Below are 12281 nucleotides of genomic sequence, written 5' to 3'. Positions count from 1 at the left end.
GCGAAAGGGTGAGGGACGGTCGGCTGGCCTTCGGGACCCAGCCGACCCTCATCCGGCCCTTCGGGCCACCTTCTCCCAGCGGGAGAAGGCACACGGAGGTGTGATATGACCGAAAACAGCAAACTCATCCTCGTCGGCCAGGTCGCCGGCGGGTTCGGGGTCAAGGGCGAGGTGCGGGTCACCGCCTGGACCGCCGATCCCATGACCCTGCTGTCCTACGGCGTGCTGCTGCGCGCCGACGGCACGCCGGGCCTGACCCTGACCTCGGCCCGGCCCGAGAAGACCGCCGTGGTCGGCCGCGCCAGGGAAATCGCCACCAGGGAACAGGCCGACGCCCTGCGTGGGCTGAAGCTGTTCATTCCCCGCGACCGCCTGCCCGAGCCGGACGCGGATGAATTCTACCTGACCGATCTGGTCGGGCTGGAAGCCCGCGATCCCGACGGCGTCGTGCTGGGCACCATCCGCGCGGTGCAGAATTTCGGCGCCGACGACATGCTGGAGATCGCCCCGGTGCTGGGCGGCCCGACCTGGTACCTGCCGTTCACGAAAGAGGCGGTCCCCGACCTGCACATCGCCGACGGCTGGCTTCTGGCCGTCAAGCCGACAGAGATCGGCGAGCGCGAGCCGGACTAGCTTTCCTCGTCCGCCGCCATGCCCATCATGTGGAAGCCGGCGTCGACGTGGATGACCTCGCCGGTGGTCGAGAAGCCGAGGTCAGAGCACAGCCACAGAGCGGCGCCGGCGACGCCTTCCATCGAGGTGTCCTGCTTCATCGCCGACATGGCCCGGCCCTGACTGATCATGCCGCGGCCGCCCGAGATACCGGCCAGCGACAGGGTGCGCATGGCCCCGGCGGAGATGGCGTTGCAGCGGATGCCGCGCGGACCAAGGTCGCGGGCGATGTAGCGGGTCGCCGCCTCCAGCGCCGCCTTGGCCACGCCCATGGTGTTGTAGTTGGGGATCGCCCGCTCGGAGCCGAGATAGGTCATGGTCACCAGCGAGCCGCCATTGGGCATCAGCCTGGAAGCGCGCTTGGCCACGTCGACAAAGCTGAAGGCCGAGATGTTCATGGCCAGCAGGAAGCTGTCGCGGCTGGTGTTGTCGACGAAACTGCCCTTCAGCTCGTCCTTGTTGGCGAAGGCCACCGAATGGACCACGAAGTCGATGGTGCCGAAGGCCTTTTCCAGCTCGGCGAAAGCCTGATCCATCGAGGCGTCGTCGGTGACGTCGGCCTGGATCAGCAGTTTGGCGCCCACGCTTTCGGCCAGCGGCCGCACCCGGCGCTCCAGCCCCTCGCCCAGATAGGTAAAGGCCAGTTCGGCCCCCTGGGCCGCCAACTGCGAGGCGATGCCCCAGGCGATGGAGTTCGAATTCGCAACCCCCATGATCAGGCCCTTCTTGCCCTTCATGAGTTCGCCGGTCGGCATGTTCCAGCCGCTCTCGCTCGCCATGGGTCGTCTCCGTGTTCTGGTTGGCCTGGCGCTCGCGACGCGGTCGCTCACGGCTTGAGGCCGTGGGCGGAGGGTTAGCAGCGACCGCGTTTGGGGGGAAGCGTCAGCCCGTCTCCGCCTCGCGCCGGCGGGCCAGTCGGCTCAGCAGGGGCGTGGCCGTCACCCCATGGATCAGGATCGACAAGAGGATGATGCAGCCGACGACGGACCACAGCCGTTCGCTGTCGCCGAAATCGCCGTGATTCAGTCCGTAAGCGACATAGTAGACCGAACCGACGCCCCGGATGCCCAGGAAGGCCAGAAGCAACTGTTCGCGCATCGGCTGGCGTGAGCCGGCCATGGCGATCAGACCGGCCACCGGCCGGACCACCAGCACCACGATCAGAGCGACCGCGAAATCGGTCCAGGTCAGCGAGACCAGCAGGCCGTTGGCCAGAGCCCCGCCGAACAGGACCAGCAGAAGCATGATCAGCAGGCGCTCGATCTGGTCCGAGAAGTCGTGCATCTCCTGGTGAAAGTCGTGATCGCGTTCGCGCGACCGGATCGTCAGGGCACAGACGAAGACAGCCAGAAAGCCGTAGCCGTTCACCAGTTCCGTCGCCGCATAGGTGATCAGCGTCGCCGCCAGGGCCACCAGACCGTCGCCCATGCGCGACAGCCCACCCCGCGCGCCGTGGAAAAGAACAAAGCCGATGGCGCGGCCGCACAGCAGGCCCATCCCGGCCCCCGCCAACAGCTTCCAGCCGACCTTGATCGTGAACCAGTCCGCCAGCCCGGCCCCGGAAGCCAGCCCGCCCGCCGCCGCCAGTATGGCCAGATGCACGAAGGGAAAGGCCAGGGCGTCGTTCAGACCGGCCTCGGACGTCAGGCCGAAGCGCACCTCGTCCTCGCCACCGGGGCCAGGGCGGCCCGACCTGCACGTCGGCGGCCAGGACCGGGTCTGTCGGCGCCATCGCGGCACCCAGCAACAGCGCCATGGCCAGGCTGAAGCCGAGGCCGGCCACCCCCAGCCAGGTCACGGCGACGATGGTCACGGGCATGGCGATGGCCAGAAGCCGCCACGTCGAGGACCACCGCCGCCAGCCCAGCGGCCGATCCAGCTTCAACCCCGCTCCCATCAGGCTGATGATGACCGCCAGCTCCGTCAGCCGTTCCGTCAACGTGTCCCAGGTGCGCGGGTCTGGATTGAAGGCCAGGGTCTTGGTCGAGAACACCACGACGCCCAGCGCCACGCAGATGATCGGCAGGGTCAGCGGCAACCGCCTGAGGCCCAACGGCGCCCAGGACGTCAGCAGCACCACGGCCCCGAAGCCGAGCAGGAAAAGGATATGGGGATCTGGGGTCAGGGTCTCGGTCCAACTCGGCTGGCGAGCCTGTTCTAGAGCGAAATCGGTTTGGACGCGACCGCTGCCAAGCTCGGATTTCGCTCCAGAATCATGCTGGAGCCTGATTCACGGCATCCGAGGAATCGCTTCTCGATTCCTCCGCATCCGATCAGGCTCTAGCGCGCCGGGAGCCAGAACGCTCCCCGGTTCAGACCTTCGACAGGATCAGGGTGCCGTTGGTGCCGCCAAAACCAAACGAGTTGGACATGACATGCTTCAGCTCGCCGTCGTGGCGCTTGCGCAGGATCGGCATGCCGGCGAACTCGGGGTCCAGATTTTCGATGTGGGCGCTCTCGACGGCGAAACCGTGCTTCATCATCAGCAGGCAGTAAATGGCTTCCTGCGCGCCTGCCGCGCCGAGCGAATGGCCCGTCAGCGACTTGGTCGAGGAAATCATTGGCATGGCGTCGCCGAAGACGTTGCGGACCGCGCCCATCTCCTTGGAGTCGCCCACCGGCGTCGAGGTTCCGTGCGGGTTCAGATAGTCGATCTTCGGATCGCCGGCCATTTTGAGCGCGATCTTCATGCAGCGCTCGGCGCCCTCGCCGGAGGGGGCGACCATGTCATAGCCGTCGGAATTGGCGCCGTAGCCGGTGACCTCGGCATAGAGGGTCGCGCCGCGCGCCACGGCCCGCTCATACTCTTCCAGCACCACGATGCCCGCCCCGCCGGAGATGACGAAACCGTCGCGATCCTTGTCATAGGCGCGGCTGGCGACCGACGGCGTGTCGTTGAAGTTGGACGACATGGCGCCCATCGCGTCGAACATATTGGACATCGACCAGTCGATATCCTCGACCCCGCCGGCGAAGACCACGTCCTGCTTGCCCCATGCGATCTGTTCGGCGGCCGCGCCGATACAGTGGGCGCTGGTCGCGCAAGCCGAGCTGATCGAATAGTTGATGCCCTTGAGCTGAAACCAGGTAGCCAGCACGGCCGAGGGGCCGGACGCCATGGCCTTGGGCACGGCGAACGGGCCGACGCGCTTGGGCGAACCCTTTTCAACCGTCGTGGCTGCGGCCTGCAGGATGACCTGGGTCGACGGCCCGCCCTCGCCGACGATCAGGCCGATGCGCTCGTCCTGGATCTCTTCGGCGGTCAGACCGGAATCCTTCAGCGCCTCCTCGAAGGCGATGTGGCCCCAGGCGGTCCCGTTGGCCAGAAAGCGGGCGGCCCGGCGGTCGACCAGCGGGGCCCAGTCCTCGGCCGTCACGCCCAGCGACGGCGGTGCCCAGACCTGGGAACGGAAGCCGTACTGGACATGATCCGGCGCGGCCTTCACGCCCGATCTGGCCTCGCGCAGGGAGGCCGTGACCTCATCCTGACCGGTGCCGATGGAGGACACGATGCCCAGTCCGGTGACGACGACACGCCGCATGATGTTTCCTCGTCCGTCTTTCGGTCGCCGCCTTGGCCGCGGTCTGTCCTAAATGGGGTTAGCCGCCGACCGTTTCGACCTGTCCGCCGAACAGGCCGACGCGCATGTCGTTACAGGTGTAGATGACCTCGCCGTCGGCTTCGAGCACCCCGTCGGCGATGCCCATGACCAGCCGGCGATTAATCACGCGTTTTAGGTCGATCCTGTAGACGACCTTCTTGACGTCCGGCGTGACCTGGCCGGTGAATTTGACCTCGCCGACGCCCAGAGCCCGGCCCCTTCCGCCGCCGCCGATCCAGGCGAGGTAGAAGCCGACCAGCTGCCACATTGCGTCCAGGCCCAGGCAGCCCGGCATGACCGGGTCGCCGATGAAGTGGCACTGGAAGAACCAGAGGTCTGGATGAATATCCAGCTCGGCCTCGATGTGGCCCTTGCCGTGCGCGCCGCCGTCCGCGTTGATCTGCGTGATCCTGTCGAACATTAGCATCGGCGGGGCTGGCAACTGGGCGTTGCCGGCCCCGAACAGCTCGCCTCGGCCCGAGGCCAGCAGGGCCTGATAATCGAACGACGAGGGCTGTTTCGGCTGGGTCAAGGACGGCGAACTCCGGCGGGTGTCGCGGTCGGGTTACACGACCAAACCCGGCGGCTCAATGCTTGTCCAGCGGCGGCGTCAGAGGAGCTCGCGCGTCAACGGTCGCGGCCGGCCGGTCGGGCGGCGTTGCACATGGCGCGTTGCTGGGCACCGAAGACGGCCCGTTCGCGGACCCAGCCCCGCATCCGGCGCACGCGCACCTGACACCATCCATCCTCGCATTCGTCCACCGACACCAGCGAGCGTGGCGCCAGCCGCGCGCGAACGGGCGACGCCTCCGACCGTGACGCATGGATCGCGACTTCCCGCGGCGAGGCGTTGAAGACGCTGCGACGGCTGGAGACGACGCTGCGGTGCACCCAGGCGACGGCACCATCGGGATCGCAGATCTTGCGCCATTCCGTGGTCTCGGCGATCACCTGAACGGGCAGGCCCGAGGCGCGGTATTCCCACAGGATGCGGTAATCCAGGCCGGGGCCATGGCGGGCGTGGACTTCGGACGACTTCAGCGACAGCCAGCGCGGCACCGGCTGACCGCTGGGAGTCGGGCGTCCGTCGGGCATGGCCTGTCCCGCGCCGGCCCCCGCCCCCGCCCCCGCCCCCACCAAGACGGCGGCGCCGAGCGCGGCGGCCAGAACAGCCAGCCTTTGGAAGCGGGAGCGCGCTTTGCTAGACAAGGGGTGCGCCAACGAACTTGCAACGTGAAAACCGAAGGCTCCAAATGTCCGCGTCCAAGCTTAAGGTCGTGTTAACCAGACGCCTGCCCGACGCGGTCGAGACGCGCATGCGCGAATTGTTCGACGCCGAGCTGAACCTGACCGACCGGCCCATGGACCGCGCCGCCCTCGAGGCCGCCGTCCGGCGCTCGGACATCCTGGTGCCCACCATCACCGACGCCATCGACGCGGCCCTGATCGCGGCCGCGGGCGACCAGCTGAAGATGATCGCCAATTTCGGCGCGGGCGTGGACCACATCGACGTCGACGCCGCCGTCGAACGTGGCCTGATCGTCACCAACACCCCCGGCGTCCTGACCGAGGACACGGCCGATCTGGGCATGGCGTTGATCCTCGCGGTCAGCCGCCGCATCGTCGAAGGCGCGCAGATCGTCGCCGACGGCAAATTCGAGGGCTGGACCCCGACCTGGATGTGCGGCAGCAAGCTGTGGGGCAAGCGGCTGGGCATCGTCGGCATGGGCCGTATCGGTCAGGCCCTGGCCCGTCGCGCCAAGGCCTTCGGCATCCAGGTCCACTATCACAATCGCAAACCCGTCCCCGCCATGATCGCCGAAGAGCTGGGGGCAACGTACTGGGACGACCTGGACCAGATGCTGGCGCGGATGGACCTGATCTCGCTGAACTGCCCGGCGACGAAGGAGACGCATCATCTTTTGTCCGCCCAGCGGCTGGCGCGGCTCCAGCCGCACGCCATACTGATCAACACCGCGCGCGGCGAGCTGATCGACGAGGCCGCCTTGGCCGACGCCGTCGCGGGACGGCGCATCGCGGGGGTTGGGCTGGACGTCTATGAGAACGAGCCCGCCATCCACCCCGGCCTTCTGGGTCAGGCCAACGTCGTCCTGCTGCCGCATCTGGGCTCCGCCACCTTGGAAGCGCGTCGGGACATGGGCGACCGCGTCATCGCCAACATCCTGACCTTCCAGAACGGCCACCGCCCCCCGGACCGGGTCATCCCGGCCATGTTCTAGCCGCAGACCGGGCACTCCGGGTCCGCGGCGACGCCCACCGTACGAGCCGTGGCCGCCAAAGCGTCATACAGCAGCAGCCGTCCCGTCAGGGGCTCGCCCGCCCCGGTGATGATCTTGACGGCTTCCAGCGCCGCCATGGCGCCCACCACGCCCGCCAGGGCGCCGACGACGCCGACCCGCGCGCAGGTCTCGGCGTCCGGCGGCGCGTCGGGCACCAGACAGCGATAGCAGGGTCGCCCGGCGAACACCCCGACCTGACCGCTCCAGCGGCCGAGCGCGCCGGAGACCAGCGGGATGCCCGCCGCTACGCAGGCCGCGTTCGTCGCGAAGCGCGTGGCGAAGTCGTCGGTGCCGTCGATCACCACGTCGCAACCGGCGAAGAGCTTGCGGGCGGTCATCGATGAGAGGCGTTCGGCCATCGGCTCGACGGCGATGTGAGGATTGAGCGCCGTCAGACGTTCGGCTCCGGCCGCGACCTTGGCTCGACCGACATCGGCGACGTCGAAGGCGATCTGGCGCTGAAGGTTGGACAGGGCGACGCCGTCGTCATCGATCAACCGCAGGGTCCCGACGCCCGCCGCCGCCAGGTACAGGGCGGCGGGACCGCCTACGCCGCCCAGGCCGACGACGGCCACGCGCGCGGCCTTGAGCCGCTGCTGGCCCGGGCCGCCGATCTCGGCCAGCACCAGATGCCGGGCGTAGCGTTCGATCTCGTCGTCGGAAAAGCTCACCCGTTCCCGTTAGGGCACCGGAAGCGACAGGTCACGCGGCCTTGCGGAATTCCAGCAGGACCTCGGCCTCGCGGGCCGTGACGCTCGACAGGCAGTGCAAGCCCAGTTTGGCCAGCAATGCCGCCGGATCGTCGCACAGGACCATGGGTTCGACCAGTCTGCGTTCCGGAATGAGAGAATCCACCAGGATTCTCACCCCCGTATGGCGATGGTCGGTCAGCAGGGCGCGCAGGAGGCGATCGACGTCGGATCTCTTGCCCTCGATAGCCTGCAGGATATGGCCATCGTGGAACATGACGCAGCTGGTCAGGTCGGAGCGCAGATTGTTGCGCAACGACACGCCCAGAATCTGGGCGATCGACAAGGTCGACGCGCCCGTCGCCCCGACGGCTTCGCTGGCATAGATCACGCGATGAAGCACGACGCTCTCTCAATCCAAACATTATTGCGGTATTTAATTGCAAATGTAACGGGTTACAGTGGTGGAAGTGTGACTTTTGCGGCGCCTGTATTTCCATCGGATTCCGCTTGCCGCGCCGCATTTCGGTCTCCATCTGCAAGAGATGATGAACCTCTCTGCAAGCGATGCCCCGGGTCCGGGATGGCACGGAACGACTATTCTGGCGGTGCGCAAGAACGGCCGCACCGTCATCGCCGGCGATGGCCAGGTCTCCATGGGACCCACCATCGTCAAGGGCGCGGCGCGCAAAGTGCGGACGCTGGCGGGCGGCAAGGTGCTTGCAGGCTTCGCGGGTGCCACGGCCGATGCCTTCACCCTGATCGAACGGCTGGAAACCAAGCTGGAACAGTATCCGGACCAGCTGGCCCGGGCCTGCGTGGATCTGGCCAAGGACTGGCGCACCGACCGCTACCTGCGAAGGCTCGAGGCCATGCTGCTGGTCGCGGACAAGAGCGCGATCTTCACCGTGACCGGCGTCGGCGATGTGCTGGAGCCGGAGCATGGGGTGGCGGCGGTCGGCTCGGGCGGGAATTTCGCCCTGTCTGCGGCCCGCGCCCTGATCGACCACACCGACATGGACGCGGAACAGATCGCGCGCGAGGCCATGAAGATCGCCGCCGAAATCTGCGTCTACACCAACGGCAATCTGACGGTTGAGACACTCGGGGACGACGTCCGATGACCGATCTCTCCCCCCGCGAAATCGTTTCCGAGCTGGACCGCTTCATCGTCGGCCAGGACGCCGCCAAGCGCGCCGTGGCCGTGGCGCTCAGGAACCGCTGGCGGCGCAAGCGCGTGCCGGAGGACCTGCGCGACGAGGTGACGCCCAAGAACATCCTGATGATCGGCCCCACCGGCGTCGGCAAGACCGAGATCGCCCGGCGACTGGCCCGGCTGGCGGGCTCGCCCTTCCTCAAGATCGAAGCGACCAAATTCACCGAGGTCGGTTACGTCGGCCGCGACGTGGATTCGATCATGCGCGACCTCGTCGAGGCGGCGCTGGTCATGGTGCGTGACAAGCGGCGCGCGGGCGTCAAGGCCAGGGCCGAGGGCGCGGCCGAGGACCGCATCCTCGACGCCCTGGTCGGCTCGGGGTCGCAACCGGCGACGCGCGACAGCTTCCGCAAGAAGCTGAGGGCCGGCGAACTGGACGACAAGGAGATCGAGGTTCAGCTCGCCGACACGGCGTCGCCGATGCAGGGGCTGGACATGCCCGGCGGCGGCAACGTCGGGATGATCAATCTGTCGGAAATGCTGGGCAAGCTGGGCGGCACGCGGACCAAGATGGCAAAGTTGACGGTGCGCGACGCCGTCGCGCCTCTGGTCAACGAAGAAAGCGACAAACTGCTGGATCAGGAGAGCCTGACCACCGAGGCGCTTTTGTTGGCCGAGAACGAAGGCATCGTCTTCATCGACGAGATCGACAAGGTGGCGGGCCGATCCGACCGTTCGGGCGGCGACGTCAGCCGCGAAGGTGTCCAGCGCGACCTGCTTCCACTGATCGAGGGCACCACCGTCTCGACCAGATACGGGCCGGTCAAGTCCGACCATGTGCTGTTCATCGCCTCGGGGGCCTTCCACGTCGCCAAGCCGTCGGACCTTTTGCCGGAGTTGCAGGGGCGTCTGCCGATCCGGGTCGAGCTGAAGGCCCTGACGCGCGATGACTTCGTGCGCATCCTGACCGAGCCCGAGGCCAATCTGATCCGCCAGAACCAGGCTCTGCTGGCCACCGAGGACGTGACCCTGACCTTCACGTCCGACGCGGTCGAGGCCATGGCGGACGCCGCCGTCGCCGCCAACGGCGCGGTCGAGAACATTGGGGCGCGCCGGCTGGTGACGGTGATCGAGCGGGTGCTGGAGGAGACCTCGTTCAAGGCCTCCGACCTGTCGGGCCAGACCGTCGCCTTCGATGGTCCCCGGGTGCGCGAGCTGGTCGGCGATCTGGCCCGCGACGCAGACCTGAGCCGCTTCATCCTGTAGCGTAGGCAGCCCAAGGGCCCTTTCGACCGTATCTTTGGGCGACGATCACGCGAAGGATGCTCATGAACCCGATCCGCCCGGCACTCGTCGCCGCCGCTTTGTCCGCCTGCGCGAGCCTGACCGCCTTCGCCGCGCCCGCCGCCGCCCAGTCGCGCGACGTGAATCTGGACCAGTTCGACGGCCGCTGGTTCGAGATCGCGCGCAGCCCCAACAACGCCCAAAAGGATTGCCGCCAAGCCCAGATCGATTTCAATCCCGAGAGGCGGCCCAACCGTTACGACGTCGTGGTCACCTGCACGCGCCGCGCCGACGGCGGGGTCGAGAGCCTGCGCGCCATCGGCCGCGTCACAGATCCGGGGAACAATGCCCGCTTCCGCTTCACCCTGACCGGCCTGCTCGGCGCGGGGGGTCTGGTGGGACAGAACTACTGGGTTTGGGACCACGCGCCCGACTACAGCTGGGCCATCATGGCCTTGCCGAACAAGTCCGACTGGTGGGTCTGGCACCGCAGCCAGTCGCCGTCGGAGGCGACACGCGCTCAGCTGGTGGCGCAGGCGCGGGCGCTGGGTCTCGACACCGCTCGCGTGGTTCACACCGGCCGCTGACCCCGGCTTGAAATCGGAACACAAGCGGAACATAAGGCGGGGATGCCCGTCGCCGCCCTGTCCATCGATCTCGTCTTCAGCCGGCCGGAAACGACGCTGTCGGTCACGCGCGGCGCGGCGCGGCTGCTGTTCGACATGGGTTACGCGCCGCTGCTGGAGGTCTGCCTGCCCAACGGACGCCGCGCTGACGTCATGGCCCTGGGGCCGCGCGGCGACATCGTCATCTGCGAGGTCAAGTCGGGTGTCGAAGACTACCGGGTCGATCGCAAATGGGGAGAGTATGCGCCGTTCTGCGACACCTTCTACTTCGCCGTGGCGCCCGAGTTTCCGGGTAGCGCCTTGCCTGACGAGCCGGGCCTGATCGTCGCCGACGGCTTCGGCGGTGCCGTGGTCCGCGTCGCGCCGGCGTCCCCGCTGGCTCCAGCGCGGCGCAAGGCCCTGACCCTGGCTTTCGCCCGCCTCGGCGCGATGCGGACCCTGCGGGATCAGGCTGCGGGCTGAACCGTATCGACCACCCGCCCGCTCTCGCTCGCCGCCGCGAAGGCCGAGGCCGAGGCCGCGCAGCCTGTCAGCGTCTCCTCGCCGATCTCGACCAGGGCGGACAGGGGATATTCGCGGTCGCTCATGCCGTCGCTGCATTCCGTCGCGGTCAAGGTAACCTTCAGGGGATTGCCGGCCGTCGTGGTCCCCGCGAACGCGGCGACAGTGCCCTGAACGTTGGCGGCGGGCTGCGGCGCGCGTTGCTCGGGCCGGTCGACGCCGGAATAGACCATCTCCATTCCCGTCAGCTCGATCGACCAGAAGGGTTCGTTGCCGCCCACACGGACCGGCTTGGTCAGATCGACTCCGGCCAGCACGGCGGACGCCATGGGCGCGATCGGAGCCTCGACGGGGCTGTCGGCGGGCTGGGAGCAGGCGGCGAGGACGGGCAGACGCATGGGATTTCTCCTGATCTCCAGGGCCAAGGAACGCGACGGCGGCCCCGGGTCAAGTCTGGCCTGCGACTACAGCCAGCCCTTCTTCTTGAACCATGCCAGCGGCAGCATGACGGACACCACCATGGCGACCAAGGCGGCCGGATAGCCCCATGGCCGCGACAGCTCCGGCATGACGTCGAAATTCATGCCGTATATCGAGGCGATCAGGGTCGGGGGCAGCAGGGCGACGGCCGCCACCGAGAAGATCTTGATGATCGACGACTGTTCGATGCTGATCAGGCCCAGGGCGGCGGACAGCTGGAAATTGATCGACGACGCCACCGCCTGATTGTGACTGATCAGGCTCTGGGCGTCGCGCGCGAGGGACTTCAGATGCTCCCGGGGTTCGGCGGACTGCTCGATCCGGTCGTCCAGGGCGCTGAAGGCGAAGATGCGCGCCAGCCCGGACAGGCTCTGCTCGATTCTGGCATTGGCGATGTGGGCGCGCCCCAGCCTTGTGATCAGATGGTCGAAGCCAACCGTCTTCCTGCCGCTGAACACCACGCTCGAGACCGCCTCGACCTTGGCCGCGTTCCTGGACAGCACGTCGGAGACCCGATCGACGGTGGCTTCCATCAGGTTCAGGAACAGGTCTGCCCCATCGCGGCACAGGCCCGGGTCGCGATCCAGCTTGTCCAGCAACATGGTGAAAGGCCTGGGGTCGGAATAGCGCACAGTGACCAGCGGACCGGTGGTCAGAATGAAGGTCACCGGGTCGATGGACGGCAAATCTTCGTCGCCGTGGTGGATCATGTCGGCAGTGACGTAGGTGGCGCCGTTCTCCCGATACAGGCGGCTGGACGCCTCCAGCTCGGCCATTTCCGCACGGGTCGGAATGGACAGGCCCAGCGCGACCTCCACGGCCTTGTCTTCCTCGACGGTGGGCTGGACCAGATCGACCCACAGGGCGTCGCCGGGCAGGACCCAGTCTCCGACCTCGCCCACATAGGGTTCGCAGGCGCGACAGCCGGCGCGATAGACGCGGATCACCGGCGGCCTCCCGTATGGGTCAGG

Annotated in this window: 15 protein-coding genes and 1 pseudogene; 6 read left to right on the top strand and 10 right to left on the bottom strand. The window is 67.5% G+C overall.

What is annotated here, in order from left to right; genetic code table 11:
- The first annotated feature begins 105 nt into the window (after positions 1-105).
- A complete protein-coding gene (gene rimM, locus ACESMO_RS12275; RefSeq protein WP_372708430.1) occupies positions 106-633 on the top strand; it encodes a ribosome maturation factor RimM in 528 nt (175 codons plus the stop codon).
- On the opposite strand, the gene ACESMO_RS12270 is transcribed toward rimM, so the two are convergent.
- From ACESMO_RS12270 to ACESMO_RS12245, 6 genes and pseudogenes are all read right to left on the bottom strand, one after another.
- Positions 630-1427: an enoyl-ACP reductase gene (locus ACESMO_RS12270; RefSeq protein ID WP_372708461.1), complete on the bottom strand. Its 798-nt coding sequence runs from the start codon at positions 1425-1427 to the stop codon at positions 630-632. The genes rimM and ACESMO_RS12270 overlap by 4 nt on opposite strands.
- A gap of 127 nt (positions 1428-1554) precedes the next feature.
- A complete protein-coding gene (locus tag ACESMO_RS12265) occupies positions 1555-2331 on the bottom strand; it encodes a cation:proton antiporter (protein WP_372708429.1) in 777 nt (258 codons plus the stop codon).
- Positions 2332-2434: 103 nt separating this feature from the next.
- Positions 2435-2749: pseudogene (locus ACESMO_RS12260) on the bottom strand (sodium:proton antiporter); the annotation flags it as partial.
- Between the two features lie 235 nt (positions 2750-2984).
- A complete protein-coding gene (gene fabB, locus ACESMO_RS12255; RefSeq protein WP_372708428.1) occupies positions 2985-4214 on the bottom strand; it encodes a beta-ketoacyl-ACP synthase I in 1230 nt (409 codons plus the stop codon).
- 58 nt (positions 4215-4272) lie between these two features.
- Positions 4273-4806: a 3-hydroxyacyl-[acyl-carrier-protein] dehydratase FabA gene (fabA, locus tag ACESMO_RS12250; RefSeq protein ID WP_372708427.1), complete on the bottom strand. Its 534-nt coding sequence runs from the start codon at positions 4804-4806 to the stop codon at positions 4273-4275.
- A 95-nt stretch (positions 4807-4901) separates the two neighbouring features.
- Positions 4902-5483, bottom strand: coding sequence for an SH3 domain-containing protein (locus ACESMO_RS12245; protein WP_372708426.1), 582 nt, complete (start codon positions 5481-5483; stop codon positions 4902-4904).
- Positions 5484-5527: 44 nt separating this feature from the next.
- On the opposite strand from ACESMO_RS12245, the gene ACESMO_RS12240 reads away from it, so the two are divergent.
- Complete coding sequence (locus ACESMO_RS12240; RefSeq protein WP_372708425.1) at positions 5528-6514, top strand: 2-hydroxyacid dehydrogenase; 987 nt, start codon at positions 5528-5530, stop codon at positions 6512-6514.
- Here ACESMO_RS12240 and ACESMO_RS12235 read toward each other — a convergent pair.
- Both ACESMO_RS12235 and ACESMO_RS12230 read right to left on the bottom strand, forming a co-directional pair.
- Entirely contained in the window at positions 6511-7245 is a 735-nt protein-coding gene (locus tag ACESMO_RS12235) for a ThiF family adenylyltransferase (protein WP_372708424.1), read from the bottom strand. The two genes, ACESMO_RS12240 and ACESMO_RS12235, sit on opposite strands and share 4 nt — an antisense overlap.
- Before the next feature lie 31 nt (positions 7246-7276).
- Positions 7277-7666: a BLUF domain-containing protein gene (locus tag ACESMO_RS12230; RefSeq protein WP_372708423.1), complete on the bottom strand. Its 390-nt coding sequence runs from the start codon at positions 7664-7666 to the stop codon at positions 7277-7279.
- A 145-nt stretch (positions 7667-7811) separates the two neighbouring features.
- On the opposite strand from ACESMO_RS12230, the gene hslV reads away from it, so the two are divergent.
- From hslV to mmcB, 4 genes are all read left to right on the top strand, one after another.
- A complete protein-coding gene (hslV, locus tag ACESMO_RS12225) occupies positions 7812-8387 on the top strand; it encodes an ATP-dependent protease subunit HslV (RefSeq protein WP_372708422.1) in 576 nt (191 codons plus the stop codon).
- Complete coding sequence (hslU, locus tag ACESMO_RS12220; RefSeq protein ID WP_372708421.1) at positions 8384-9685, top strand: ATP-dependent protease ATPase subunit HslU; 1302 nt, start codon at positions 8384-8386, stop codon at positions 9683-9685. Before hslV ends, hslU begins: the two co-directional genes overlap by 4 nt.
- Positions 9686-9747: 62 nt before the next feature.
- Positions 9748-10290: a lipocalin family protein gene (locus tag ACESMO_RS12215; RefSeq protein WP_372708420.1), complete on the top strand. Its 543-nt coding sequence runs from the start codon at positions 9748-9750 to the stop codon at positions 10288-10290.
- A 42-nt stretch (positions 10291-10332) separates the two neighbouring features.
- Complete coding sequence (gene mmcB / locus ACESMO_RS12210; RefSeq protein ID WP_372708419.1) at positions 10333-10791, top strand: DNA repair putative endonuclease MmcB; 459 nt, start codon at positions 10333-10335, stop codon at positions 10789-10791.
- Here mmcB and ACESMO_RS12205 read toward each other — a convergent pair.
- Together ACESMO_RS12205 and ACESMO_RS12200 are read right to left on the bottom strand one after the other, a co-directional pair.
- The gene (locus ACESMO_RS12205; protein WP_372708418.1) at positions 10776-11228 is read right to left on the bottom strand and encodes a COG3650 family protein; all 453 of its coding nucleotides are present in this window, start codon (positions 11226-11228) and stop codon (positions 10776-10778) included. The two genes, mmcB and ACESMO_RS12205, sit on opposite strands and share 16 nt — an antisense overlap.
- Positions 11229-11294: 66 nt before the next feature.
- Positions 11295-12257 (bottom strand): magnesium transporter CorA family protein, encoded by a 963-nt coding sequence (locus ACESMO_RS12200; RefSeq protein ID WP_372708417.1) that lies wholly within the window; start codon positions 12255-12257, stop codon positions 11295-11297.
- Positions 12258-12281 lie beyond the last annotated feature (24 nt).

Origin of the sequence: Brevundimonas sp. (assembly GCF_041688735.1) — a bacterium.
Classification (GTDB): Bacteria; Pseudomonadota; Alphaproteobacteria; order Caulobacterales; family Caulobacteraceae; genus Brevundimonas.
This window is presented reverse-complemented; position numbering and strand designations above follow the sequence as displayed.

What these genes read in the sequence shown, in the direction of transcription:
- rimM (WP_372708430.1), top strand. Translation starts at nt 106, where the DNA reads ATGACCGAAAACAGCAAACTCATCCTCGTCGGCCAGGTCGCCGGCGGG.
- ACESMO_RS12270 (WP_372708461.1), bottom strand. Translation starts at nt 1,427, where the DNA reads ATGCCGACCGGCGAACTCATGAAGGGCAAGAAGGGCCTGATCATGGGG.
- fabB (WP_372708428.1), bottom strand. Translation starts at nt 4,214, where the DNA reads ATGCGGCGTGTCGTCGTCACCGGACTGGGCATCGTGTCCTCCATCGGC.
- ACESMO_RS12240 (WP_372708425.1), top strand. Translation starts at nt 5,528, where the DNA reads ATGTCCGCGTCCAAGCTTAAGGTCGTGTTAACCAGACGCCTGCCCGAC.
- hslV (WP_372708422.1), top strand. Translation starts at nt 7,812, where the DNA reads ATGAACCTCTCTGCAAGCGATGCCCCGGGTCCGGGATGGCACGGAACG.
- hslU (WP_372708421.1), top strand. Translation starts at nt 8,384, where the DNA reads ATGACCGATCTCTCCCCCCGCGAAATCGTTTCCGAGCTGGACCGCTTC.
- ACESMO_RS12215 (WP_372708420.1), top strand. Translation starts at nt 9,748, where the DNA reads ATGAACCCGATCCGCCCGGCACTCGTCGCCGCCGCTTTGTCCGCCTGC.
- mmcB (WP_372708419.1), top strand. Translation starts at nt 10,333, where the DNA reads ATGCCCGTCGCCGCCCTGTCCATCGATCTCGTCTTCAGCCGGCCGGAA.
- ACESMO_RS12205 (WP_372708418.1), bottom strand. Translation starts at nt 11,228, where the DNA reads ATGCGTCTGCCCGTCCTCGCCGCCTGCTCCCAGCCCGCCGACAGCCCC.